Source organism: Burkholderia sp. Bp9004 (assembly GCF_003858025.1).
Classification (GTDB): domain Bacteria; phylum Pseudomonadota; class Gammaproteobacteria; order Burkholderiales; family Burkholderiaceae; genus Burkholderia; species Burkholderia diffusa.
On record NZ_QTQD01000003.1, the window covers coordinates 93155 to 117487 of the forward strand.

The 24333-nt window shown below is 66.0% G+C and carries 23 protein-coding genes; 17 read left to right on the top strand and 6 right to left on the bottom strand.

What is annotated here, in order from left to right; translation table 11 throughout:
* The first annotated feature begins 182 nt into the window (after positions 1-182).
* Positions 183-1406, top strand: coding sequence for an MFS transporter (locus tag DIE08_RS04540; RefSeq protein WP_124901117.1), 1224 nt, complete (start codon positions 183-185; stop codon positions 1404-1406).
* 6 nt (positions 1407-1412) lie between these two features.
* Here DIE08_RS04540 and DIE08_RS04545 read toward each other — a convergent pair whose 3' ends face one another.
* The 5 genes from DIE08_RS04545 to DIE08_RS04565 all read right to left on the bottom strand — a co-directional run bounded on the left by DIE08_RS04545 (position 1413) and on the right by DIE08_RS04565 (position 7470).
* Positions 1413-1775, bottom strand: a complete 363-nt coding sequence (locus tag DIE08_RS04545; RefSeq protein WP_059600237.1) for a YbjQ family protein — start codon at positions 1773-1775, stop codon at positions 1413-1415.
* Between the two features lie 117 nt (positions 1776-1892).
* Entirely contained in the window at positions 1893-3146 is a 1254-nt protein-coding gene (locus DIE08_RS04550) for a M20/M25/M40 family metallo-hydrolase (protein WP_124901118.1), read from the bottom strand.
* Between the two features lie 78 nt (positions 3147-3224).
* Positions 3225-4937, bottom strand: a complete 1713-nt coding sequence (locus tag DIE08_RS36520) for a M36 family metallopeptidase (protein ID WP_124901119.1) — start codon at positions 4935-4937, stop codon at positions 3225-3227.
* A 483-nt stretch (positions 4938-5420) separates the two neighbouring features.
* Entirely contained in the window at positions 5421-6365 is a 945-nt protein-coding gene (locus DIE08_RS04560) for a GlxA family transcriptional regulator (protein ID WP_124901120.1), read from the bottom strand.
* 142 nt (positions 6366-6507) lie between these two features.
* A complete protein-coding gene (locus DIE08_RS04565; protein ID WP_124901121.1) occupies positions 6508-7470 on the bottom strand; it encodes a helix-turn-helix domain-containing protein in 963 nt (320 codons plus the stop codon).
* 241 nt (positions 7471-7711) lie between these two features.
* Between DIE08_RS04565 and DIE08_RS04570 the strand changes: the two genes are divergently transcribed.
* The 9 genes from DIE08_RS04570 to DIE08_RS04610 all read left to right on the top strand — a co-directional run bounded on the left by DIE08_RS04570 (position 7712) and on the right by DIE08_RS04610 (position 14518).
* A complete protein-coding gene (locus DIE08_RS04570) occupies positions 7712-8869 on the top strand; it encodes an amine dehydrogenase large subunit (protein WP_059600232.1) in 1158 nt (385 codons plus the stop codon).
* 7 nt (positions 8870-8876) lie between these two features.
* Positions 8877-9431: a MauE/DoxX family redox-associated membrane protein gene (locus DIE08_RS04575; protein WP_124901122.1), complete on the top strand. Its 555-nt coding sequence runs from the start codon at positions 8877-8879 to the stop codon at positions 9429-9431.
* Entirely contained in the window at positions 9428-10063 is a 636-nt protein-coding gene (gene mauD, locus DIE08_RS04580) for a methylamine dehydrogenase accessory protein MauD (protein WP_124901123.1), read from the top strand. The genes DIE08_RS04575 and mauD overlap by 4 nt, the downstream gene beginning before the upstream one ends.
* 39 nt (positions 10064-10102) lie before the next feature.
* Positions 10103-10648, top strand: a complete 546-nt coding sequence (locus DIE08_RS04585; RefSeq protein ID WP_124901124.1) for a methylamine dehydrogenase light chain — start codon at positions 10103-10105, stop codon at positions 10646-10648.
* Positions 10645-11145 (top strand): cytochrome c, encoded by a 501-nt coding sequence (locus tag DIE08_RS04590; protein WP_124622104.1) that lies wholly within the window; start codon positions 10645-10647, stop codon positions 11143-11145. The genes DIE08_RS04585 and DIE08_RS04590 overlap by 4 nt, the downstream gene beginning before the upstream one ends.
* Positions 11142-11669 (top strand): c-type cytochrome, encoded by a 528-nt coding sequence (locus DIE08_RS04595; RefSeq protein ID WP_409360389.1) that lies wholly within the window; start codon positions 11142-11144, stop codon positions 11667-11669. Before DIE08_RS04590 ends, DIE08_RS04595 begins: the two co-directional genes overlap by 4 nt.
* A gap of 264 nt (positions 11670-11933) precedes the next feature.
* Positions 11934-12311 (top strand): RidA family protein, encoded by a 378-nt coding sequence (locus tag DIE08_RS04600; protein WP_059600228.1) that lies wholly within the window; start codon positions 11934-11936, stop codon positions 12309-12311.
* Positions 12312-12560: 249 nt separating this feature from the next.
* Entirely contained in the window at positions 12561-13688 is a 1128-nt protein-coding gene (locus DIE08_RS04605) for an aminotransferase class V-fold PLP-dependent enzyme (protein WP_124901126.1), read from the top strand.
* Between the two features lie 260 nt (positions 13689-13948).
* Positions 13949-14518, top strand: coding sequence for a YdeI family protein (locus DIE08_RS04610; RefSeq protein ID WP_124901127.1), 570 nt, complete (start codon positions 13949-13951; stop codon positions 14516-14518).
* Positions 14519-14783: 265 nt separating this feature from the next.
* Here DIE08_RS04610 and DIE08_RS04615 read toward each other — a convergent pair whose 3' ends face one another.
* Positions 14784-17084: an NADP-dependent malic enzyme gene (locus DIE08_RS04615; protein WP_124901128.1), complete on the bottom strand. Its 2301-nt coding sequence runs from the start codon at positions 17082-17084 to the stop codon at positions 14784-14786.
* Positions 17085-17219: 135 nt separating this feature from the next.
* Here DIE08_RS04615 and DIE08_RS04620 point away from each other — a divergent pair, with 135 nt between their 5' ends.
* The 7 genes from DIE08_RS04620 (at position 17220) to DIE08_RS04650 (ending at position 24260) form a co-directional block, all read left to right on the top strand.
* On the top strand, positions 17220-18191 hold the full coding sequence (locus tag DIE08_RS04620) for a LysR substrate-binding domain-containing protein (protein ID WP_124622094.1): 972 nt from the start codon (positions 17220-17222) through the stop codon (positions 18189-18191).
* 317 nt (positions 18192-18508) lie between these two features.
* A complete protein-coding gene (locus DIE08_RS04625; protein WP_059600224.1) occupies positions 18509-19462 on the top strand; it encodes a choline ABC transporter substrate-binding protein in 954 nt (317 codons plus the stop codon).
* Positions 19463-19563: 101 nt separating this feature from the next.
* Complete coding sequence (locus DIE08_RS04630) at positions 19564-20493, top strand: 3-keto-5-aminohexanoate cleavage protein (RefSeq protein ID WP_124622092.1); 930 nt, start codon at positions 19564-19566, stop codon at positions 20491-20493.
* A gap of 87 nt (positions 20494-20580) precedes the next feature.
* Positions 20581-21546, top strand: a complete 966-nt coding sequence (locus DIE08_RS04635) for an L-carnitine dehydrogenase (protein WP_059685629.1) — start codon at positions 20581-20583, stop codon at positions 21544-21546.
* A gap of 6 nt (positions 21547-21552) precedes the next feature.
* Positions 21553-22041, top strand: coding sequence for a thioesterase family protein (locus DIE08_RS04640; RefSeq protein ID WP_059534242.1), 489 nt, complete (start codon positions 21553-21555; stop codon positions 22039-22041).
* A 43-nt stretch (positions 22042-22084) separates the two neighbouring features.
* The gene (locus DIE08_RS04645; protein WP_124901129.1) at positions 22085-23041 is read left to right on the top strand and encodes an alpha/beta hydrolase; all 957 of its coding nucleotides are present in this window, start codon (positions 22085-22087) and stop codon (positions 23039-23041) included.
* A 22-nt stretch (positions 23042-23063) separates the two neighbouring features.
* Positions 23064-24260 (top strand): TauD/TfdA family dioxygenase, encoded by a 1197-nt coding sequence (locus DIE08_RS04650; protein WP_124901130.1) that lies wholly within the window; start codon positions 23064-23066, stop codon positions 24258-24260.
* Positions 24261-24333: the final 73 nt, after the last annotated feature.

Here is a 24333-nt window from a genome sequence, read left to right on the forward strand (position 1 = left end):
TTCATTCGACGTCTTCAGCGAGGTCTCTCTTTGGCGCGAACCGCGGTTCGCGCTTTTTTTTTGCACGGTGTGGTGCCGCGCGTGGCGGACGCGCGCGAGACGAGGTTTCGGCGGTTGGCGATATCATCGCGGTTTGACGCGCCCCGTGTCTCGCCGATCGCCCGCTTCCACACATCCCTCCGATGACCGCACCGTTACCCGCCAACCTGTTCCGCCACGTACCGTTCCAGCGCTTTTGGGGCACGCGCGTGATGTCGTCGCTCGCGTTCCAGATCCTGTCGGTCGCGATCGGCTGGTACGTCTATGCGCTCACGCACAGCGCGTTCGCGCTCGGTCTCGTCGGGCTCGCGCAGTTCGTGCCGATGTTCGCGCTGACGCTCGTCGTCGGGCAGGTGGCCGACCGCTACGATCGCCGGCGCATCGCGACGATCTGCCAGAGCGTCGAGGCGCTGGCCGCCGGCGTATTCCTGCTCGGCGCGGCGAAAGGCGGGCTCACCGCACCGGGCGTGTATGCGCTTGCGGCGATCGTCGGCACCGCGCGCGCGTTCGAATCGCCGTCGGTGTCGTCGCTGCTGCCGGCCGTCGTGCCGCGCGGCGACCTGCCGCGCGCGACCGCGCTATCGACGTCCGCGAACCAGGCCGCGCAGATTCTCGGGCCGGCCTTCGGCGGGCTGCTGTATGGCGTCGGTGCGCCCGCCGCGTTCGGCACGAGCGTCGTCGCGTTCGCGATCGCGGCGGTGCTGAGCGGCACGATTCCGCTGCGCAGCGCGCCCCCCGCCCGCGAGCCGGTTACGCTGCGCTCGGTGTTTTCCGGTATCGCGTTCATCCGGCGCGAACCGGCGATCCTCGGTGCGTTGTCGCTCGACCTGTTCGCGGTGCTGTTCGGCGGCGCGACCGCGCTGCTGCCGATCTATGCGCGCGACATTCTGCAGGTCGGGCCGTGGGGGCTGGGCGCGTTGCGCGCGGCGCCCGCGGTCGGCGCACTCGCGGGCACGCTGTGGCTCACGCGTTTTCCGTTGAAGGGGCGGCCGGGCCGCGCGATGTTCGGCGGCGTGATCGCGTTCGGCATCGCAACCATCGTGTTCGGGCTGTCGAGGCATTTCGCGGTGTCGCTCGTCGCGCTGGCGGCGTTGGGTGCGTCGGACGTCGTGAGCGTCGTCGTGCGCCTGTCGCTCGTGCAACTGCGTACGCCCGACGACATGCTCGGCCGCGTGAGCGCGGTCAACTCGCTGTTCATCGGTACGTCGAACCAGCTCGGCGAATTCGAATCGGGTGTGACGGCGGCGTGGTGGGGTGCCCCGGCCGCGATCGTCGTCGGCGGCGCGGCGACGATCGCCGTCGCGCTGACATGGATGAAGCTGTTTCCTCAGCTGACCAACATGAAGTCGCTCGAACGCGACGCATGACGCGCGTCAGGCATCCTGCGTCACGCGCACGGCCGTGCCGTAGCAGATGACTTCCGTCACGCCCGACCCGATCTCGGTCGAGTCGTAGCGCATCGCGACGATCGCATTCGCGCCGAGCTTGCGCGCGTCGGCGAGCATCTTGTCGAATGCCTGCTCGCGCGCCTTCTCGCACAGCGACGTATAGAGCGTGATGTTGCCGCCGAAAATGGTCTGCAGCGCCGCACCGAACGAGCCGACGATCGAGCGCGAACGCACGATGATGCCCTGCGCGACGCCGAGCGAACGGACGGTCGTGTGGCCGGGCAGGTCGAATGCGGTCGTGACGCGCTCGGGCGAGAGATCGTCGGCGGAGCGGGGGAGGTCGGTCATGGATGTGCACCGTGTTGCGGAAGTGATCGAACGACGATTCTATCCGGAACGGGAAACGCGCTCGAATGGGCGCGCACGACGCGCGCGCCCGGTGCGGCTCGAGGCGGCGAGGTCGCGTCAGCGTTTTACGGTTGCGCTGCCGTCACCGCCGAGATCGACTGCATACGCGAGCGCCAGCTTGCCGAACTTCAGCGCGTGGTTCGCCTGCCGGTCCGAATTCTCCAGCGTGTCGTTCACGGTATGGATGTACGGACTGTCGTTCTGGTCAGCCTCGAACGGGAACGACGCCGGATAACCCTGCGCATTCCAGGACGCGTGGTCCGAACAGGCATATCCGCACTGCGACGTGCCGATCGCGAGTTCCGGCAGGTAGGTCTTCGCCAGGTTCGTCAGGTAGGTGTTCTGCGCGGCGCTCGTGTAGTCGGTGATCAGGTAGATGTCTTTCGGATCGCCCTTGTAGTTCGTCATGTCCAGCTGCAGCACGCCAACCACGTTCGCATTCTGCGTGCGGAACTGCTTGGCGATCGCCTTCGATCCGAGCAGCCCGGCTTCCTCGGCCGCGTAGCCGACGAACTTGATCGTTCGCTTCGGCCGGTAGTCGTTCGCGAGCAGCACGCGCAGCGCTTCTGTCAGGCTGGCAATGCCGGACGCATCGTCGTCGGCGCCAGGCGAGCGCGTGTTTTCCGTCGTGCGGCCGACCGTCGAATCGAGGTGGCCGCCCAGCACGACCGTGCCCGCGGCGGGATCGCTGCCGCGGATCGTCAGGATCACGGATTTCTGCGCGAAGCCCGTATGCGCGAACTGTTCGACGGCGATGTCGGTGCGCGAGCCGGCCAGTTGCTTCCACTGCAGCGCGAGCCAGTCCGATGCGGCGACGCCGTGCGACGTCGTGTAGTAGCGGTTCGTGAAGCCGGACATCGATGCGATCGTGCCGACGATGTTACTGGCCTGCAGTTGCTGCACCCAGGTCTTGATCTGCGGCGCGTTCGACACCGTGTAAGCGGTCGCGGCCACCTGTTTCGCGAGCGCCGCGGGTACCGGCTGCAACGCCAGGCGTGCGTCGTCGAACGAGTCGTGCACGATGTAGCCGGGCCCGTGGCCGCGCGCATGGTGTACCGCATGGGCGAGTTCGCCGAGCCGCGCGTCGTCGATCTCGACGACGTGCACGGTTTCGCGGCGCGCGGCGCCGTCGGCCGCTTTGCCGGCGTCGAACGTGGTGCTGTATTGCGCGGTCGCGCTCGCATCGATGCGTTGAAGCTGGCGGAAAGCGGTGTCGCCGAGCGTGATCCACACCGGCGTGGCGTGCGCGGCGGCGGTCAGCAGCATGCCGCCCAGCGCGGCGCTCAGGCGGGTCAATGTCAGAGTAGGCATGTTCGATCTCGTGAGGATGGCGATGTCGAGGAAGAGGGCGCGCCGCAGGTCGTGCGACGCCCCCCGCCTGCTACGGAATTACGACTTCTGCGGCACGGTCACGCCGTACGTGCAACTCTTGTTGTACGCATTGCCGATCGCCGTGAGCTGCGCGCTGCTGTAGCCGAGCGCGGCGGCGGCTGTCAGCACCGCTTGCGCGGCGGCCTTCTGGTTCGTCGAGCTGTTGGTCATCGACAGGCCCTTCAGGAACGCCTTGTCCATCGCCTGCGCGCCGATCGCGTCGCGCGCGACGAGGTTGCACGACGCCCAGTACTGGCCGGCCGTGTGGATCTCGGCGCCGCGTGCCTGCGCGTAGGTGCGCCCGACGTTCCAGTTCGTCACGCGGCCGCCCCAGTATTCGTTGTGGCCGTCCCAGTTGTAGACCCAGTGATACTGCGCGTCGGACGGGCTCCACTGGTTGAAGTCGCGGCTGTACGCGGCGGCGAGATAGTCGCCGGTGCCTTCCGACAGGCCTTCCTGCTGTGACAGGCCGCCGTTGGTCACCCAGTCGTGGATGCCGTGGCCGAGCTCGTGGATCACGACGTCCGCATCTTCCGCATCGTCGACGCCGCCCTGCCCGAAGGTGAGCCGGCCGCTGCTCGACGAGTACGACGAGTTGTCGTCGCCCGATTCGCCGTGCGGGTCGTACTGCACGCCGCCCGTGTACTGGTACGGCATTGCCTTGATGCCGAGCGTCTGATTCACGTAACGAAGGAACGTGTCGATGTGGTAGTACGTGTTCACCGCCTCGAAGTACAGATTGCCGCGCGTGAACTCGAATGTAGGCGTGGCCTGTGCCGGGCAGGCGTTGTCGCGCGGCGCATCGAAATCGACGCACGACGCATACGGGCCCGACAGCACGTAGCGTGAATTCGACTGCGCGAGATCCTTCAGCGTCACGCGTACGCGCGAGGCCGTGAGCTGCATGGAGTCCGCATCGTTGTTGTCCTTGTAGCCCGTGCTGCCGTAGCTGCTCTTCGTCGACGAAAGCGGATCCGGCCGGAACACGAAACCGGTGCCGTCGGTCGCATAGAACGCCTTGTCCTCGGCGCGCAGCACTTCGCCGCTGCCCGCGTCGATCAGCAGTTCCCAGTCGCCCTTCGGGCCGTCCTGCGGGCGGCCGCGTACTTTCCATGCGGTATGCGTGCCGGCCTTGTCGACGAACGCGACGAGCTGCGCGTCGAGGTTCGTGAAGCCGCCGACGCCGAGATACGCGCGCGCGCGGTCGAGCGCCTGCTGCTGGTCGACGGCCTGCGCCTTGCGCGCGGTGGCGACCACGCCGTTGATCGTGTTGCTCGCGACGTACAGGATGCGGCCGTCCTTCGCGACCGTCACCGCGATCTCGCTGCCGTATACGGGCAGCCCGGCCGCCTGCTGCTGGAAGCGCACGACGGTGAAATCGGCGTCGTCGCGCTCCGACGTCACCGCGAGGCTCGCGAGCGCGGCTGGGTCGAGCCCGAGCTGCGTCGCCTGCGATGCGACGAAATCGCGCGCGGTGGCGGCGGGCGTGGCGGCCGCCTTCTTCGCGCGATACGCGGGGTTGTACAGCGTGACGGCGACGCCGTCCGCGCGGAACTGACCGGCGGCCGTGTCGGCCTTGGTCGCGGCCGGTGCCACGCCGCGCGTCAGGCTTTCGCGCAGGCTCGACGCCTGCGGGTTCGCGACCTTGGTATCGGCCGCGCTGCCGCCGACGATGCCGAAGCCGAGCGCGAGACCCAGGGCGAGTGGCAATGCTTTGCGTGATGTCTGCATACGTGATCCTCATCTCAACGGTTGAACACGCCCACGCGCTTGTGGCGAGCAGGCACGACACGGCCCACGCGCCGGCTCGATGGAACCGGTGCGAGAAAGCGGTGCAGGGAGATTCGACTGACTGAGGACGACTAAGCGTCAGGTCGAAACGAATTGAAGCGGAAAGGCGGCGGGGAAGCGAACGGAAGGCAGGTGCGGCGACGGCGAAGCGAGCATCGTCATGTCATACCCCTCGGATCGGCATTGATAGCGGTTTGGCAGCCTGCGTGGCGCGACGTGTGTCAGGCCCGGGCTCTCATCTCCTTAGGGCTGCCTATCTAATTAATTGCGAGGTATGTTACAGAATATTTTCGGCGACATTGCAATTTATTTTCGAAGGCCGCTTCGGTCCGTCGATCAATCGGCGGCATTGTTCATCGAATGACGGGAAACGCTGCCGAAGCGCGCAATAGCGCGCCGGATTGTACGTAAAAGCGGCGTTGCTCAGCGCGTCGCGCGGCGGTCGCTGCGCGGGCTCACGCCGAAACGCGTGCGATACGTGCGCGAGAAATGAGACGGCGATTCGAAGCCGCATGCGACGCAGACCGACGTGATGCTCATGTCGGTCTGCTGCAGCAGCTCGCGGGCGCGATCGAGACGCAGGTTGAGGTAGAAGCGCGTCGGCGTGTCGTTCAGCGTCGCGCTGAACAGCCGTTCGAGCTGACGCCGCGTGATCGACACGTCCTGTGCGAGCGCGTCCGAGCCGAGCGGGCTCTCCATATGCCGCTGCATCATGTCGATCACCTGGATCAGCTTGCGGTTGTGCACGCCGTAGCGCGCGGCGATCTCGAGCCGCTGGCTGTCCGAGCGTTGCCGGATGCGGCTGACGACGAACTGCTCGGAGATCGCCGCCGCGAGATCGGCGCCGTGCCGTCTCCCGATCAGGTCGAGCATCATGTCGATCGACGCGGTGCCGCCCGCGCAAGTGATGCGCCGGTCGTCGATCTCGAACAGTTCCTGCGTCGCGTTCAGGCCGGGATAGCGTTCGCGGAACGCGGCGAGCGCTTCCCAGTGCAGCGTGAGCGTTTGCGATGCGTCGAACAGCCCGGCTTCCGCGAGCACGAAGCTGCCGGTGTCGATGCCGCCGAGCGTCGCGCCGTGCCGGTTCTGGCGGCGCAGCCAGTCGCCGAGTGCGCGGTCGTAGCACACCAGCGGATCGAAGCCGGCGACGACGAACACCGTCTCGACCTGCGCGACGTCCGCGTACGCGGCTTCGGCGGCGACCGGGATGCCGTTGCTCGCGGCGACGGGCGCGCCGTCCGCGCTGATCACATGCCAGCGGTACAGCTCGGTGCGAAAGCGGTTCGCGACGCGCAGCGGTTCGACCGCCGACATGAAGCCGAGCGCTGAGAAGCCGGGCAGCAACAGAAAGTGGAAATCCTCGGGCATCGGGGCGTGGGGTGGAATCGGGTGGTCGTCACGTACTGGCGCGACGCAACGTGGCACGGCGAGCGGGCAGGCACGCGCATGCCGCGCCCGGCTCGCGCAAGCCGAACGTTCAACGCACGATTATCGCGGGTTTTGCAGGTGCTCAGCGCGTTTTTGCGCCGCGCACCGCGCGGCGCGCTGTCGTCGAAGGCAGTTCGCCGAACTGGGCCTTGTACGCGTTCGCAAAATGCCCGAGGTGGATGAAGCCCCAGCGCGCGGCCGCTTCGCTGATCGGCAGGTCGGACTGCCGCGTGTCGAGCAGCAGACGTCGCACCTGCGCGAGGCGTAGCGAGCGCGTGTAGTTCAGCGGGCCGGTTTGCGCGACCGACTGGAAGCTGTTCTGCATCGTGCGCCGGCTCACGCGCAGTTGCGTGCACAGGCTCAGGATGTCGACGGGCGCCTCCGGGTGCTCGATCACGTAGTCGTGCACGCGCCGCACGATGTCGGCATGGCACGCATGCGTCAGACGATTCGACGGCTCGGGCATGCGATACGTGAGCAGATCGACGAGCACGTTCGCGACATCGCCGCGCAGCCCGGACTGCGCACGCGCCGTATCGAACGTATCGGGCGCCGACAGCACGCGTTCGAGCAGCGTCGCGAGCTGCACGCTCGCGCGTTCGCGTGCGGCGACCGGCACATCGGCGACGCCGCGCCGCAACGCGCGCTCGTCGAGCCGGACATCGGCGGCATCCTCGATTTGCTGCATCAGCTCGGAATCGACCACCACGCCGATCAGCGACATGTCGTCGGGCGAATGGAGTTCGAAAGGCGCGCCGCCGCGCGCCAGTACGATCGTGCCGCGCTCGATGCGCGCATCGCCGAATGCGAAGGTTCCCGAGCCGGTGAGCGGCATGCCGAGCACCGTATGGCCGGGCGGCAGGCGCCCGCGCTGAATGATGCGCACGTTCGCCGCTTCCTGGAACAGTTGCACGCCGTCGAACTCCGCGTGCTTGATCGCGCTGCGATACGAGCCGGAGCCGATCTGGTCATAGCGCTGATCCCAGCCGCGCAGCGCCTCGGCATGCCGGTCCGCGTCGTCGAACATCTGATGAAACACGAGCATGGCGCCTCCGGCGGTCGTTCGGACCGCGCAAGATTAAACCGACCGCACGGTCGGTGCAATACGGATGAGCGCTATTTCCGTGGGGGTTTGGGAGGGGGCGGAAGGTGTCGACCACGGGTGCCTTTCAGGCGGTTTTCCAATATCCCGAATCGGCACGCACGCGTTGCCGGTCCGGGTGCTGAACGGATTTATTGTCGAACTACAGTCGCCCCACATAACGTGAATCCCAACTGGAGGCGACATGAGAACAAGGCGACGCACCGCGGCTTTCGCGGCGACGCTGGCGTTCGCGGCGGCGTGGGCCGGCAGCGCATACGCGACAGAAAAGCCCGAGGAACTGGTCGTGCAGAAGATGCCGCCGTGGCATCCGCACGAGGTGTACGTTGTCGATATCGCAATGCCGACGATGACCGACGGGCGCATCTTCGTGTACGACGCCGACGCAAAGAAGCTGCTCGGCCAGATCGATGGCGGCTTCGCGCCGGGCCTCGCGATCTCGCCCGACCACAAGACGAGCTTCATCGCGACGACCTATTTCTCGCGCGGCTCGCACGGCACGCGCACCGACGTCGTCGAGATGACCGACAACACGACACTCGATCACACCGGCGAGATCGTGATTCCGGCGAAGCACGGGCAGCACGTGCCGTCGCCGTACAACACCGCGTTCAGCGCCGACGGCAAGCGGTTGTACGTCGCGAACATCACGCCGGCCGCGTCGGTGACGGTGATCGACGCGGTGTCGAGGGCGGTGCTGTCGGAGATCGATACCGCGGCATGCGTGCTCGCCTATCCGTCAGGGAACGACCGGTTCACCGCGCTGTGCGAGAGCGGCAAGGCGCTCACCGTCACGCTCGACGCGAACGGCAAGGAGGTGAAGCGCACGATGTCCGATGCATTCATCGACGTCGACAATGATCCGGCCTTCATCAACGCGTCGCGCTACCACGGCGGCTATCTGTTCACGACGTACCACGGCAACGTGCGCAGCGCCGACTTCAGCGGCGACAAGCCGGCGTTCGGCAAGTCGTGGTCGTTGCTGACCGACGCCGAGCGAGCCGAAGGCTGGCGCCCGGGCGGCATGCAGCAGACGGCCGTGCAGGTGAAGCAGAACCGCTACTACGTGCTGATGCACAAGGGCGGCGACGGCACGCACAAGGATCCCGGCACGCAGGTCTGGGTGTACGACCTGAAGTCGAAACAGCGTGTCGCGCGCTGGGACCTCGCGCAGCTGAAGGTCGATCCGCTCGTGTCGATCCAGGTCAGCGAGGACGACAAGCCGCTGTTCTACGGGCTGACGGGCACGTCCGATCTTGCCGTGATGGACGCGCAAACGGGCAAGCCGCAGCACGTCGAGAAGCAGATCGGCAGTACGTCGACGCTGCTCGTGAACCCGTGAGGCCGCGATGACGCTCGATCCCGTACTTGCCACCAGCGCGCAGGCTGGCGCTGCCGTCGTCGTGCTGCTCGGCGCCTTCGCCAAGGTCCGCCGGCCCGCGGCGTTCCGGCAGGCGCTCGCCGGCTATCGCCTGCTGCCTGAGGTACTCAACGCGCCCGCCGCGTTCGCGATTCCGCTCGCGGAAGCCGTCTTCGCCGCAGCGCTGCTGTTTCCCGATACGCGCACGACCGGCGCGCTCGGCTTGATCGCATTGCTGCTCGTCTTCGCGGCCGGCATGACGATCAACATCCTGCGCGGCCATACCGACATCGACTGCGGCTGCTCCGGTCTTGCAGCCGCGCGCGCGGATGCGCCGCGCGGCATCGGCTGGCTGCATGTCGCGCGCGTGCTGCTGCTCGTCGTGCTGGCCGCGATCGCGTTCGTCGAACCGGGCAGCCGCGCGATCGTGTGGTTCGACTACCTGACGCTGTTCTCTTCCGTGCTTCTGATCGTCTGCGCGCTGCTCACCGTCGACGTGCTGCTCGCCAACGTACCGCGCCTTTCCCACCTGAGGAATTCATGATGCAAACCGCTCTCACCGTTTCCACCGCCTTGCTGTGGGTCGCCGTTCTCGCGCTCGGCGCGATCTGTCTCGCGCTCGTGCGTCAGATCGGCATCCTGTACGAACGGATCATGCCGGCCGGCGCGTTGATGATCGACAAGGGGCCGGCGGTCGGCGCGATCGCGCCGACGTTCGAGCTGACCGACATTCGCGGCTCGCAGGTGAAGGTCGGCGGTATCGATGCATCGGGCAAGGCGACGCTGCTGTTCTTCCTGTCGCCGACGTGCCCGGTCTGCAAGAAGCTGCTGCCGCTGTTGCCGTCGCTGCAGGCGAGCGAATCGATGCCGGTGAACATCGTGCTCGCGAGCGACGGCGATCTCGACGACCACACGCGCTTCGCACGGAAGCACGACCTCGCGCGTTTCCCGTACGTGCTGTCGCAGGAGCTGGGACTCGCGTACCAGATCGGCAAGCTGCCCTACGCGGTGCTGCTCGACGACACCGGTACCGTGCGCGCAAAGGGTCTCGTCAACACCCGCGAGCATCTCGAGAGCCTGTTCGAAGCGAAGGAGCGCGGCGTTGCATCGCTGCAGCAGTTCGTGCACGGCAATCTCGACCATGGCGGTCACGAAGGGCACGCGCAGCACGCGTGATCGGCCGGCTCTCTTTCAACATCAACGGAGAACAACCACATGGGCCTGTTTGATTCATGGTTCGAGCGGTCGGCGCGCGGCGTCGCGCAGCATAGTTCGCGGCGCAGCGCGATGGCGAAGCTCGGCAAGGTGCTGGTCGGATCGGCGATGCTGCCGCTCTTGCCCGTCGATCGCACCGCATATGCAGCGGATGCAGCGTCGGGCGCATCGGCGGCTTCGGGGGCTGTCGCGCCGGGCGCGAGCGACGATCCGATGAGCTGCGATTACTGGAAATACTGCGCCATCGACGGCTGGCTGTGCAGTTGCTGCGGCGGTACGTCGAGCAGTTGCCCGCCGGGCACGACGCCGTCGCCGATCACGTGGATCGGCACGTGCCGCAACCCGCACGACGGTTCGGACTACATCGTGTCGTACAACGATTGCTGCGGAAAGACGTCGTGCGGCAAGTGCTTCTGCAACCGCAATGAGCGCGAGAAGCCGCTGTACAAGCTGTCGCTGAACAACGACATCAACTGGTGCATGGCGAACGGCAATTCGAATTACCACTGTTCGGTTTCGGTCCTGCTGGGGGCGGCGAAGCAATGAAAATGAAGCAAGCTGGAACGATGGTGGTCGCGTGCGTGGCGGCTGTTGCGGGTTTTGCGTGGCCGGGTCTCGCCGGTGCGCAGCAGGCTGTCCACTACCCGGCGGGCAAAAGCCTGTTCGATGCGCAGTGCGCGGTGTGTCACCAGGCGGGCGGCAAGGGGCAGGACGGCCTCGCGCCGCCGCTGACCGAGTACCCGGGCAGGTATGCAACGGCCGATGCGGGCCGTGCGCAGCTTGTCGCGACGCTGTTGCACGGGATGTTCGGCGAAATCACGGTGCACGACAAGCGTTACAACTTCAAGATGCCGTCGTTCGCGAGTGCGAGCGATGACGATATTGCGAACGTGCTCAACTATGTCGTATTCGATCTCAACGACAAGCACGGCGACGCGAAGCCGTTCACGGCGGCCGACATTCGCGCGGCACGCGCGAAGGAGATGGACGGCACGGCCGTTCATGCGCAACGTGCGGTCGTGACGAAGGGGCTGGGGCTTTGAATGCCGTGCGTGTTCGTGGTCGCGGCCGGCGTGTGGCGGCGTCGCGGATCGGAGCGTTCATGGCACGCCGTCTGTCTTCGATGCTGGCGGTCGCTGCCGCGGCATTTGCGATTGCCGTACCCGCACATGCCGACGGCGTGGCCGACGCCACACTCGCGCGACAACACTGGGTGCTCAATTGCATGGGCTGCCACACGGCGACAGGCGGCGGCATTCCGGGCAAGGTGCCGCCTCTCGCGAATTCGCTCGGTTATTTCACGCATCTGCCGGCGGGGCGCGAGTACGTGATGCGCGTGCCCGGCGCGTCGAACTCGGCGCTGTCCGACGAGGAACTCGCCGACGTGCTCAACTGGCTGCTCACGACGATGAACCGCGATGCGCTGCCGCGTGGTTTCAAGCCTTATACCGCCGCCGAAGTCGCCTCGCACCGACGGCCGGCGTTTTCGGATGTCGCGACGGTACGTGCCGGGCTGGTTCGTGCACTGCACGAGCGCGGGATCGACGGTGTGTCGGATCGGTACTGATCGGCTTCGCTGATGGAGATTCGGCACCGGGCACGGCGGGTTGCCGGTATTCGGGGCGGCGCGGTATCCCCGCGCCGTCACGCGCGGATCAACTCGACGCCGAGGATCGGGCACGCCGCGCAGGCGATGCGCATTGCGTTGACCGGATGCTGCGGCGCGTAGCGGCTTCCCGACCGAGAATACCGAATTGGCAGCGCGCCATTTCCGCGTTACGCTCGTTTTCGTTAGCCAACACCGGCGCCGGATGGATCGTGGGAGGCTCAAATGGCGATCGAATACTTTGCAGAGCGCAATCCGGTCACACGAAACCTGCCCCGGTCGTTGGCGACCAAGGCCGGCGATCTGGTATTCGTATCCGGTCAGGTGGCGAGAAACGAAGACGGGAGCCTCGTCGCGGGCGGAATCGAAGCGCAGACGCGTCAGACATTGAAGAACGTCGCCCACGTACTCTCGCTGGCGGGATGCACACTCGGCGACGTGGTGAAAACCACCGTCTGGCTCGAGGACGCGCGCGACTTCGCGGAATTCAATCGTGTCTATGGGGAGTTCTTCCCGGGGAACAAGCCGTCACGATCGACCTTGCAGGCGACGAACATGGTGGGTACCAAGATCGAGATCGAGGCGATTGCCTGCAGGCCTTGAGCGCGGGAAATGCCGGAAAACCGACGAGAGCCGGTCTTGCAAGCGACGCGGTCGGATGCGCTGAGACATGCGCCACATGTTGGCTTCGTGCGTGCACCGCACAAAACACGCAAATCCCCAACGTCAGACTGCATTCGTTAGAATCGTTCGTCGTCAAGGCAATCATGCAGATTTGCATGGGCGCAGCGGTAGCCACTCACGAATACCGCGCCCCCTCATCCCATGCTTCATCCTTTACCGGAGGCGAACGTGCCAGGATTACTTCCCGATGTCGACCGCGACGGGCTTCTCGAATATTCGGTGGTGTACACCGACCGGTCGATCAATCACATGTCGCAGCGCTTTCAGGGCGTCATGCGCGATATTTCCGCCGCGCTGAAGAAGGTCTACAACGCGAAAGCGGCCGTCATCGTCCCGGGCAGCGGGACGTTCGGCATGGAAGCCGTGGCGCGGCAGTTCGCGACGAACAAGAAGTGTCTGGTCATCCGCAACGGCTGGTTCAGCTTCCGCTGGTCGCAGATTTTCGACATGGGCAGCATTCCGTCCGAATCGATCGTGTTGAAGGCGCGTCCTGTCGAATCAGGCAGGCAGGCGGCGTTTGCGCCGGCCCCGATCGAAGAAGTCGTCGCCGCGATTCAGGAACACAAGCCGGATCTGGTGTTCGCTCCGCACGTCGAAACCGCCTCCGGGATGATGTTGCCCGATGCGTATCTGCGCGCGGTGGCCGACGCCATGCATGCGGTCGGCGGCATGTTCGTGCTGGATTGCATCGCGTCCGGCACGATCTGGGTCGATATGGAGAAGAGCGGTGTCGACGTGCTGATCAGCGCGCCGCAAAAGGGCTGGAGTGCGTCGCCGGGTTGCGCACTGGTCATGCTCAGCCCGCTCGCTCGCGAGCGCATCGATGCGACGACCAGCACCAGTTTTGCCTGCGATCTGCGCAAGTGGCTGCAGATCATGGAAGCCTACGAGAACGGTGGCTTCGCGTACCACGCGACGATGCCCACGGACAGCCTTGCGACGCTGCGCGATGTGATCAAGGAAACGGACGCATACGGCTTCGACAAGGTGCGGGCGGAACAGCTCGAACTCGGCACGCGGATTCGTGCGTTGCTGGCCGAGAAGGGTTTCAGGAGCGTGGCGGCGCCAGGGTTTGAGGCACCTGGCGTCGTGGTCAGCTATACCGACGATGACGACATCCGGTCCGGCAAGAAATTCGTCGATGTCGGCATGCAGATCGCGGCCGGTGTGCCGCTGCAATGCGATGAGCCGGCGGATTTCAAGACGTTCCGCATTGGCTTGTTCGGTCTCGACAAGCTGCATGACGTCGATGCCGCGGTCCGTAGGTTTGCTAGCGCGTTGGAACGGATTCTGTAGGGCGCGTTTTTGATCCAAGGGTGGGGCGCACGCATGGTGCGCTCGACATGATCGAGGCCATCGAATGGATGTGCCATCCGAACGATCGACCGAGGTTGGACGCCGCCAGACTCGGCGGCGGCTTCCGACCCAAACGAGCCGACGGATAGTGGCGACTGCACGCCCGCATTGGGTCGCACCACGGACGCTGCTATTCGTATAAGCACTGTTTGACTGCGGACGGTTTCCCACGCCCGTACTCAACCATTCAGGACAATGACATGACCGAATGCGCGCTGACATTTGCCAGTCAGACCGAATGGGAAAGCTGGTTAGCGCAAAATGGCGGCACGTCGAGCGGAGTATGGCTGCGTCTGGCGAAAAAGGGCGCCACGCAGGGAACCGTCACCTATGGTCAAGCGTTGGAAAGCGCGCTCTGCTATGGCTGGATCGATGGCCAAAAGCAGGCCGAGAGCGAGACGCACTGGTTACAACGCTTCACTCCACGCTCCGCAAAAAGCATCTGGTCCAAACTCAACAAAGACCGGGCCGAAGCGCTGATCGCCGCGGGCAGAATGCGCGCGCCGGGCATGCGCGAGATCGAGAGGGCGCGGCAGGACGGCCGCTGGAAGGCTGCTTATACGTCGGCCAGCAACTCGACCGTGCCGGACGACCTGCAGGTGGCGTTGAATGCAAATTCGCAAGCCAAGGCGTTCTTTGAAACACTGAATAGCCGCAACCGCTACGCCATCCTGTTCCGGATACAGAATGCGAAAAAGCCGGAAACACGGGCGCGTAAAATTACGGAATTCATCGACATGCTGAACCGCGGTGAAACCCTCCATCCGTAGATCTCGTGCGTCTGATGGAGGTCTTGCGAAACGCGGGCACCGAACCTGTCATGGCCGATTCGTTTCTGCAGCGGTCCCGCCAGATGGCGGTTCGTCGATGTACGCAGTCGTTACCTGCATCGCCATGTCTCGCGAATAGGGACGGCTGCCGAAGCTGGCGCCGCTTGCCGACGATCCTGATACCTGAATCGCGGATATCGATTTTCGGCGGACCACGGCCCGATGACCGACGGGGTCGGCCGTAGCCGACCCGCATCAACTGCAATTACACGGCCGCGTTGCGATTCGCCTCGATCACCGTCAACGCCGTCATGTTTACGATCCGTCGCACGGTCGCACTGGACGTGAGAATGTTCACCGGCCCATTGACCCCCAGCAGGAACGGCCCGACCGCAACGTTACTGCCGGCCTCGGTCTTGAGCAGGTTATAGGCGATATTCCCCGCATCCACGTTCGGACACACGAGCAGGTTCGCCGCACCCTTCAGCGGCGACATCGGCAGCAGCCGCGACCGCAGCGCCTCGTCGAGCGCACAGTCGCCGTGCATTTCGCCATCCGCCTCGATATCCGGCGCATGCGCGCGAATGATTTCGAGCGCTCGGCGCATCTTCACGCCCGAGGCCGCGCTCCCCGACCCGAAGTTCGACCGCGACAGCAACGCAGCCTTCGGCGAGAGATTCAGCCACTCCATCTGCCGCGCGGCCGCGATCGTGAATTCCGCGATCTGCTCCGCATCCGGGTTGTCGTTGACATGCGTATCGACCAGCGCGACCGTCCGCTGATTGAGCAGCAGGATGTTCATCGCGGCGTAGGTCGACGCACCGGGCTTCTTGCCGATGACTTCGTCCACGAACCGCAGGTGATTGTGATATTCGCCGACCGTCCCGCAGATCATCCCGTCCGCATCGCCGAGCCGCACCATCATCGCGCCGATCAGCGTCAGGCGGCGCCGCATCTCGACGCGCGCCATTTCCTTCGAGATGCCGTCGCGGCAGCGCAATTCCCAATACGTCGTCCAGTATTGCGGGAAACGTTCGTCATATTCCGGATTGGTCACTTCGACGTCCTGACCGAGACGCAGGCGCAAGCCGAATCGCTCGATACGCGCGAGCAGCACCTCCGGACGCCCGACCAGGATCGGACGCGCGAGCTTCTCGTCGACGATCACCTGCACCGCGCGCAGCACGCGCTCGTCTTCGCCCTCGGTGAACACGATGCGTGCCTTGCCGCCGTCACGCACGAGCTGACGCGCGGTCGCGAACAGCGGCTTCATGAACGCGCCCGAGTGATAGACGAATTGCTGCAACTGTTCGACATACGCGTCGAGATCCGCGAGCGGGCGCGTCGCCACACCGCCTTCGATCGCGGCCTTGGCCACGGCCGGCGCAATACGCACGATCAGGCGCGGATCGAACGGCTTCGGAATCAGGTATTGCGGACCGAAGGACACTTCATCGCCGCCATAGGCTGCCGCGACGATGTCGTTCTGCTCTTCCTGCGCGAGGCCGGCAATCGCGTGAACCGCGGCAATTTCCATTTCGCGGGTGATCGTCGTTGCGCCCACATCCAGTGCGCCGCGGAAAATGTACGGGAAGCAGAGAACGTTGTTGACCTGATTCGGGAAATCCGAACGGCCCGTCGCGATCACGACGTCGTCGCGCGTCGCATGCGCGAGTTCAGGGAAGATTTCCGGCGTCGGATTGGCGAGCGCGAGAATCAGCGGACGCGCGGCCATCGCCTTCAGCATCTCGGGCTTCAGAATGCCGCCGACCGACAGCCCGAGGAACACGTCGGCGCCGCCGATCACTTCGGACAGCGTGCGCGCGTCGGTTTCCTGCGCGAAACGTTCCTTGGCGGGATCCATCAGCGTGGTGCGGCCGCGATAGACGACGCCTTCGATATCCGTCGCCCAGATGTTCGCGACCGGCAGCCCGAGGTCGACGAGCAGGTCCAGGCAGGCCAGCGCCGCGGCACCGGCGCCCGACGTCACAACCTTCACCTCGGAAATCGACTTCCCGACCACCTTCAGCCCGTTGATGAACGCGGCGGCCACGGTAATGGCGGTGCCGTGCTGGTCGTCGTGGAAGACGGGAATCTTCATGCGCTCGCGCAGCTTGCGCTCGACCGTGAAGCACTCCGGCGCCTTGATGTCCTCGAGGTTGATCCCGCCGAAGGTGGGCTCGAGGCCGGCGATGATGTCGACGAGCTTGTCCGGATCGGTCTCGTTGATCTCGATGTCGAACACGTCGATCCCCGCGAATTTCTTGAACAGCACGGCCTTGCCTTCCATGACCGGCTTCGACGCGAGCGCGCCGATGTTGCCCAGACCCAGCACGGCGGTGCCGTTGGTGATGACGCCCACCAGATTCCCGCGGCTCGTGAAGCGATGTGCGTTCAGCGGCTCGGCGGCGATCGACTCGCACACGCTGGCGACGCCGGGCGTGTAGGCGAGCGCGAGATCGCGCTGCGTCACGAGCGGCTTGCTGGCGACGACGGAGATCTTCCCCGGGGTCGGAAACTCGTGATAGTCGTACGCGGCCTGCTGCTGAGTCTCTGTCTGTTTCATGTTTTTGGGTCCGGGCGTGCGCGCCAGGCCAGTCCCGACGCGATCCATGAGGTGATTCTAGGGATCGTCCATAAGAAGATAATTCTGTTTTAATATCGGTCCATCACTTTTTCATGATGATGTGGCGGTCCGGCAATGACATTCGACGCGAACGACGTGGTGAGGCGGCTCGGTGCGCGCCTGAAGATGCGGCACCTGATGCTGTTGCTGCAGATCCAGCAGCACGGGTCGCTCACGCGCGTCGCGGAGCACATGGCGAGCAGCCAGCCCGCCGTGACGAACGCGCTGTCCGAGCTGGAAAGCATGTTCGGCACGCCGCTGTTCGAGCGCTCGTCGCGCGGGATGCGGCCGACCGCGCTCGGTTCGGTCGTGCTCGAGCGCGCCAGGGCGATGCTGAAGGACCTCGACCATCTCGCCCGCGAGATGGAGGCGGTCGCCGCCGGCCATGCCGCCCACCTGCATATCGGCGTGATTCCGTTTATCTCGGGCCAGATGCTGTCGGCGGCGCTCAAGCGGCTGCAATCCCGGATGGAGCGGCGCCTGACCGTGACGATCCACGAAGGCACCAGCGACCAGCTGCTGCTCCAGCTCAAGGACCACAGCGTCGATCTCGTCATCGGGCGGGCGTCGTCGGCGGTCGATCTGGGACAGGTTTCCTTCGAAGTCCTGTACCAGCAGCAGCCCCGGATGATCGCGAGCCGGCGCCTCGCCGCGAAACTGGCCCGCATGAAGCTCGACTGGGAGAAGCTGCACGAGCTGGACTGGATTCTCGGCGCGCCGCATACGCCGATGCGGGAGCAGGTGACCGACCTGTTCCTGTCGGCCGGCATCGCGCCGCCCGTGCCGATCGTCGAAAGCTACTCGTCGAAGCTGATCGGCGAAATGATCGCATCGAGCGACGACGCCGTATCGATCGTGCCGACCGATATCGCGGAAGAAATGGTGCGCATCGCCGGCGTGGCGATCGTGCCTTACTCGCTGGTCTGGACGCTGCCGCCCATCGCGCTGTTTACCCGCGCCGCCGAAACGCATGCGCCGACGCGGGATCTGCTCGTCCAGGCGCTGCGCGAGATCTGCAGGGAAACCTACGTCGAGGGACCGCGATAACGCGTCGGGCGCCGGCCCGCACCCGCCCGGCCGGAAGCGGCGCCACGCCCGCTCCGGCATCGCCGCCGAAGCACGCTCCGTCGGCATCCGTTACGCCGCATCCGGACAAACCCGTCTTCACCGTAATTCGCCTGAAACCCCCGCCATGCAAGCCATTGCCCGAGCGTAGTGGTTTTCACCCATAGTCGCAAATAGTCAAGAAAAGGTCGCCGCCGGTCGTCTTTCGACCAATATGGCTCGTTACTTTTACTCCCACGATGCAGGCCGGGACGCACTCCGCGAACCCGTCGGACATCGGTCCAATCGGGAGAGAAACCATGAAGTCGACAAAGATCGCCGCGTTCGTCGCGGCCGTGCTGGCGACCGGCGCATTCGCGACCGCGGCGCACGCCGAAACGGATGCCGCGACCTGCCGCAACGTACGCTTCGCGGATATCGGCTGGACCGACATCACGTCCACCACGGCGCTCGCCTCGACCGTGTTCGAAGGGCTCGGCTACAAGCCGACGACGACAATCGCATCGGTGCCGATCTCGTTCGCCGGCCTGAAGAGCAAGCAGCTCGACATCTCGCTCGGCTACTGGTGGCCGGTGCAGCAAAAGCAGCTCCAGCCGTTCCTCGACAGCAAGTCGATCAACGTGGTCGAGCCGCCGAACCTGTCGGGTGCGAAGGCGACGCTCGCGGTGCCGAGCTACGCATACCAGGCCGGCCTGAAGAGTTTCGAGGACATCGCGAAGCACCGCGCGGAACTCGACGGCAAGATCTACGGGATCGAACCGGGCAGCAGCGCGAACGCGACGATCCAGAAGATGATCGACACGAATCAATACGGTCTCGGTGGCTTCAAGCTGGTCGAATCGAGCGAAGCCGGGATGCTCGTCACGGTCGAGCGCGCGATCCGCGAGAAGAAGTGGGTCGTGTTCCTGGGCTGGGAACCGCATCCGATGAACATCCAGATCAGCATGAACTACCTGTCCGGCGGCGATGCGAGTTTCGGCCCGAACTATGGCGAAGCGCGCGTGTACACGCTGACGGCGCCCGACTTCATCTCGCGCTGCCCTAACGCAGGCAAGCTCGTCGAGAACCTGCGCTTCACGACGCAGCTCGAGAACCAGCTGATGCAGTCGGTGATGAACAAGACGAAACCGGCGGACGCCGCGAAGGCATACCTGAAGAAGAATCCGCAGGTGCTCGATGCCTGGCTCGCCGGCGTCAAGACGTTCGACGGCAAGGACGGCCTGCCTGCCGTGAAGGCGTATCTCGGCCTGTAACGGCCCGTGCGCGCCGCAAGCGGGCGGCGCGCAGCGACGAATAATCTGCAGTACGACAGAAGTCGAGCGACACGAAACCGAATCAAGCGAGGGCATTCAGCATGAACCACGAAGTCATCATCACCTGCGCGGTTACCGGCGCGGGCGATACGGTCGGCAAGCATCCGGCGATTCCGGTCACGCCGAAGGAAATCGCGGCCGCCGCGATCGAAGCGGCGAAGGCCGGCGCGACGGTTGCGCACTGCCACGTGCGCGATCCGCAGACGGGCCGCGGCAGCCGCGACCCGAACCTGTACCGCGAAGTGGTCGACCGGATCCGCTCGGCGGACGTCGACGTGATCATCAACCTGACGGCCGGCATGGGCGGCGATCTGGAGATCGGCCCGGGCGAGGACCCGATGCGCTTCGGCAAGGGCACCGATCTTGTCGGCGGCCTCACGCGCCTCGCGCACGTCGAGGAACTGCTGCCGGAAATCTGCACGCTCGATTGCGGCACGCTGAATTTCGGCGACGGCGACTACATCTACGTATCGACGCCCGCGCAACTGCGCGCCGGCGCGAAGCGCATCCAGGAACTCGGCGTGAAGCCGGAGCTGGAAATCTTCGATACGGGCCATCTGTGGTTCGCGAAGCAATTGCTGAAGGAAGGGCTGCTCGACGATCCGCCACTGTTCCAGCTGTGCCTCGGCATTCCGTGGGGTGCGCCGGCCGACACCGGCACGATGAAGGCGATGGTCGACAACCTGCCGCCGGGCGCGCACTGGGCCGGCTTCGGGATCGGCCGCATGCAGATGCCGATGGTCGCGCAGGCGATGCTGCTCGGCGGTCACGTGCGCGTCGGCCTCGAAGACAACATCTGGCTCGATCGTGGCGTGCATGCGACCAACGGCACGCTCGTCGAGCGTGCACGGGAAATCGTCGAACGCCTCGGCGGCCGCGTGCTGACGCCGGCCGAAGGGCGTCGCAAACTCGGCCTGCCGGCGCGCGGCGAGCGTCTGCTCGAACGCCGCGCGGTGACCGAATTCGCGTGAGCGTTCACGGCTGATTCCGATTCAATGCGGCGGCGCGCACGAGCGCGGTCGCCGTCCGATTTCCCTCGATTTGAAGGATGCGTTGACATGGCAGTGAAGACCGACATCAAGACGTTCGCCGCGATCGGCACCGGTGTGATCGGCAGCGGATGGATTTGCCGTGCGCTCGCGCACGGTCTCGACGTGGTCGTGTGGGACCCGGCGCCGGGCGCCGAGGCGCGGTTGCGCGCGAACGTCGCGAATGCGTGGCCTGCGCTCGAACGCGTCGGCCTCGCGCCGGGCGCCGATCCCGCGCGGCTGCGTTTCGAGTCGACGATCGAGGCCTGCGTCGCCGACGCGGACTTCATCCAGGAAAGCGCGCCCGAGCGCGAGGCGCTGAAGCTCGAACTCCACGAACAGATCAGCCGCGCGGCGAAGCCCGACGCGATCATCGCGTCATCGACATCGGGGCTGCTGCCGACCGACTTCTACGCGCGCGCGACGCATCCGGAGCGCTGCGTGGTCGGCCATCCGTTCAATCCGGTCTACCTGCTGCCGCTCGTCGAGGTGCTCGGCGGCGCGCGCACGTCGCCGGAAGCGGTCGAGGCGGCGATGGCGATCTATCGCAAGCTCGGCATGCGGCCGCTGCACGTGCGCAAGGAGGTGCCGGGCTTCATCGCGGACCGGCTGCTCGAAGCGCTGTGGCGCGAGGCGCTCCATCTGGTCAACGAAGGCGTCGCGACGACTGGCGAGATCGACGATGCGATCCGTTTCGGCGCGGGCATCCGCTGGTCGTTCATGGGCACGTTCCTGACCTACACGCTGGCTGGCGGCGACGCAGGCATGCGACACTTCATGCAGCAGTTCGGCCCCGCGCTCGAACTGCCATGGACCAAGCTGGTCGCGCCGAAGCTGACCGACGAACTGATCGACAGCGTCGTCGAAGGCACGAGCGAGCAGCAGGGCACGCGCAGCATCAAGGAACTCGAACGCTATCGCGACGAGTGCATCACCGAGGTGCTGAAGGCGATCGCCGCGGTGAAGGCGCGGCACGGGATGCGATTCGAGGACTGAACGAACATGACCGGCGATACTCCGCTGACGATTTACCACGACGTCGTGCGGCCCGAGTGGGTCGACTACAACGGCCACCTGCGCGACGCGTTCTATCTGCTGATCTTCAGTTTCGCGACCGATGCGCTGCTCGACCGCATCGGCCTCGACGACGCCGCGCGTCGCGAGCGGTGCCGCTCGGTCTACACGCTCGAGGCGCACGTGAACTATCTGCAGGAGATCAAGGAAGGCACGCGCGTGCGCGTCGACGCGCGGGTGTTCGCGCACGACGCGAAGCGGCTGCACCTGTATCTCGAGCTGTTCGCGGACGGTCATGACGGCGCGGTGTCGGCGAGCGAGCAGATGCTGCTGCACGTCGACACGCGCGACGGCGCGAAATCGGCGCCGTTCGACGACGACGTCGCCGCGCGCGTGGCCGAACTGCATGCGTTGCAGCGCGATTGCGCGGCGCCCGCGTATGCGGGCCGCGTGATCGGGCTGCCGCCGCGTCGCTAGCATCGGCGTTCAACTTTCGACCGTCGACTGCGGAGCGCACACGATGCTCGAACCGGAAATCGCGGCGTTCGTTGCGGCCGTCGACGCGTGGTATCCAGCCGACGCGGCGGCGCGCTCGCCCGTCGAGCAACGCCGCGTCTACGATCGCTTCGCGGCCGCATGGACGCCCGCCGAACTGCCGGCCGGCATCGTGCGGCAGGACGCCGTGTGGCATGCGCCGGACGGGCGCGCGATCGCACTGCGGCGCTACGCGCCCGCGCAGGGCAAGCCGTGCGGCACCGTGCTGTTCTTTCATGGCGGCGGCTTCGTCGTCGGCTCGCTCGACAGTCACGCGCTGATTACCGCGCAACTGGCGGCCGACACGGGGCTTGCCGTGATCGCGGTCGACTACCGGCTCGCGCCCGAGCATCGTGCGCCGGCCGCGCTCGAGGATTGCCTGGCCGTCACGCGTGCCGCGCGCGACGCAGTCAGCTGGCCGTTCGACTCGTGCGCACGACCGCTGACACTCGCGGGCGACAGCGCGGGCGGCAATCTCGCGGCGGCCGTCGCGACCGCGCTGCGCGACGCGGACGAAGGCGGCATCGACGGGATCGCACTCGTATATCCGATGCTCGGCATCGAACCGCAATCGCCGGCGCGCGAAACGGAAGCGCGCGCGCCGATGCTGACGCTCGACGACGTCCATCGTTATCGCGCGCTGTACTGGGGCGATGCGGATGAAGCCGCATTGAACGACGATCCGCTGCTGCGTGCATCGGTGCCGCTCGCGGCGTCGCGCTTCGACGGGCTGCCGCCCGTGCTCGCGATCGGCGCTGAACACGATCCGCTGCGCGACGATGCACGCGTCTATGTCGAACGAATCCTTGCGGCCGGCGGCGCCGCGCGTTACTGGAGGGGAGAGGGGCTGGTGCACGGCTGCTGGCGCGCGCTCGGAACGAGCCCGCAGGCGGCGCGGATGCACCGGATGATCGGCGGGTTTCTGCTCGCACCACACGCGTAGCGGGCGTTTCCGGGAGACAACGATGCAGGCAGCGCAACACCGTATCGAGGACTGGCGGACCTATTCCGCCGACGCGGCCATTGCGGCGGCGACGATTGGCGATGGAGCGGTGAACGTCGAGTGGAGCGACACGCGACGATCGCCGTTTCACTTCGACTGGCTGCGCGACAACTGCGCGTGTTCCGCGTGCGTGCATGCGCTCACGCGCGAACAGGTGTTCGAGATCGCCGACGCGCGCGAGGATCTGTCGGCGCTCGCCGTGCATGTCGAAACCGACGGCGCGCTGCACGTCGAGTGGAACGACGGGCATCGTAGTACCTGGTCGCCGGGATGGTTGCGCGCGCATGCATACGACGATGCGTCGCGCGCGGAACGCCAGGCCGCGCACGGGCGGCACGTATGGGCCGGCGACGATGCGACGGCGATCGGGGTGTTCGCGTGGCGTGACGTGATGGAGGACGACGGCGCGTTGCGCGCGTGGCTCGCCGCGTTGCAGCGCACGGGGTTGACGCTCGTCGAGGGCGTGCCGGCTGAACGCGGCCGGGTCGACCAGATCGCGCGTCGTGTCGGTCTGATCCGCGAAAGCAATTTCGGCGTGCTGTTCGATGTCGAGTCGAAGCCGCGACCGGACAGCAATGCCTACACGTCGCTCAACCTGCCGCCACACACCGACTTGCCGACGCGTGAATTGCAGCCCGGCGTGCAGTTCCTGCATTGCCTCGCGAACGACGCGGCGGGCGGAGACAGCATTTTCCTCGACGGCTTTGCGCTCGCGGAAGCGCTGCGGCGCGACTATCCGGCCGATTTCGAACACCTTGCCTCGACGCCGTTCGAGTTCTGGAACAAGAGTGCGAACAGCGACTACCGCTGTTCGGCGCCGGTGATCGGCCTCGATGCACGCGGCAACGTGACGGAAGTGCGCGTCGCGAATTTCCTGCGCGGGCCGCTCGATGCGCCGGCCGGATCGGTCGCGGCCATCTACCGCGCGTACCGGCGCTTTCTCGGGCTCGCGCGCGAGCCACGTTTCCGGGTGCAGCGCCGGCTGCGGGCGGGCGACATGTGGGCATTCGACAACCGGCGCGTGCTGCACGCGCGCACCGAGTTCGATCCGTCGACGGGCCGCCGGCATCTGCAGGGCTGCTACGTCGATCGCGACGAACTGCTGTCGCGCTGGCGCGTGCTGTCGCGTGCGGCGCCTGCGGCAGCCGCGGGGCGTTGACCGGCGCATACGGCATCGCCACGCATACCTCGCCGCGGAAAAAGCGCCCGGACGCAGCGCGCCCGGGCGAAGC

Bases quoted from the DNA above. Each gene is read 5' to 3' on its own strand.
- DIE08_RS04625 (WP_059600224.1), top strand. From the start codon at position 18,509: ATGAAGTCGACAAAGATCGCCGCGTTCGTCGCGGCCGTGCTGGCGACC.
- mauD (WP_124901123.1), top strand. From the start codon at position 9,428: ATGATGCAAACCGCTCTCACCGTTTCCACCGCCTTGCTGTGGGTCGCC.
- DIE08_RS04540 (WP_124901117.1), top strand. From the start codon at position 183: ATGACCGCACCGTTACCCGCCAACCTGTTCCGCCACGTACCGTTCCAG.
- DIE08_RS04570 (WP_059600232.1), top strand. From the start codon at position 7,712: ATGAGAACAAGGCGACGCACCGCGGCTTTCGCGGCGACGCTGGCGTTC.
- DIE08_RS04600 (WP_059600228.1), top strand. From the start codon at position 11,934: ATGGCGATCGAATACTTTGCAGAGCGCAATCCGGTCACACGAAACCTG.
- DIE08_RS04645 (WP_124901129.1), top strand. From the start codon at position 22,085: ATGCTCGAACCGGAAATCGCGGCGTTCGTTGCGGCCGTCGACGCGTGG.
- DIE08_RS04565 (WP_124901121.1), bottom strand. From the start codon at position 7,470: ATGCTCGTGTTTCATCAGATGTTCGACGACGCGGACCGGCATGCCGAG.
- DIE08_RS04560 (WP_124901120.1), bottom strand. From the start codon at position 6,365: ATGCCCGAGGATTTCCACTTTCTGTTGCTGCCCGGCTTCTCAGCGCTC.
- DIE08_RS04550 (WP_124901118.1), bottom strand. From the start codon at position 3,146: ATGCCTACTCTGACATTGACCCGCCTGAGCGCCGCGCTGGGCGGCATG.
- DIE08_RS04610 (WP_124901127.1), top strand. From the start codon at position 13,949: ATGACCGAATGCGCGCTGACATTTGCCAGTCAGACCGAATGGGAAAGC.
- DIE08_RS04635 (WP_059685629.1), top strand. From the start codon at position 20,581: ATGGCAGTGAAGACCGACATCAAGACGTTCGCCGCGATCGGCACCGGT.
- DIE08_RS04585 (WP_124901124.1), top strand. From the start codon at position 10,103: ATGGGCCTGTTTGATTCATGGTTCGAGCGGTCGGCGCGCGGCGTCGCG.
- DIE08_RS04545 (WP_059600237.1), bottom strand. From the start codon at position 1,775: ATGACCGACCTCCCCCGCTCCGCCGACGATCTCTCGCCCGAGCGCGTC.
- DIE08_RS04590 (WP_124622104.1), top strand. From the start codon at position 10,645: ATGAAAATGAAGCAAGCTGGAACGATGGTGGTCGCGTGCGTGGCGGCT.
- DIE08_RS04630 (WP_124622092.1), top strand. From the start codon at position 19,564: ATGAACCACGAAGTCATCATCACCTGCGCGGTTACCGGCGCGGGCGAT.
- DIE08_RS04575 (WP_124901122.1), top strand. From the start codon at position 8,877: ATGACGCTCGATCCCGTACTTGCCACCAGCGCGCAGGCTGGCGCTGCC.
- DIE08_RS04640 (WP_059534242.1), top strand. From the start codon at position 21,553: ATGACCGGCGATACTCCGCTGACGATTTACCACGACGTCGTGCGGCCC.
- DIE08_RS04650 (WP_124901130.1), top strand. From the start codon at position 23,064: ATGCAGGCAGCGCAACACCGTATCGAGGACTGGCGGACCTATTCCGCC.
- DIE08_RS36520 (WP_124901119.1), bottom strand. From the start codon at position 4,937: ATGCAGACATCACGCAAAGCATTGCCACTCGCCCTGGGTCTCGCGCTC.
- DIE08_RS04620 (WP_124622094.1), top strand. From the start codon at position 17,220: ATGACATTCGACGCGAACGACGTGGTGAGGCGGCTCGGTGCGCGCCTG.
- DIE08_RS04615 (WP_124901128.1), bottom strand. From the start codon at position 17,084: ATGAAACAGACAGAGACTCAGCAGCAGGCCGCGTACGACTATCACGAG.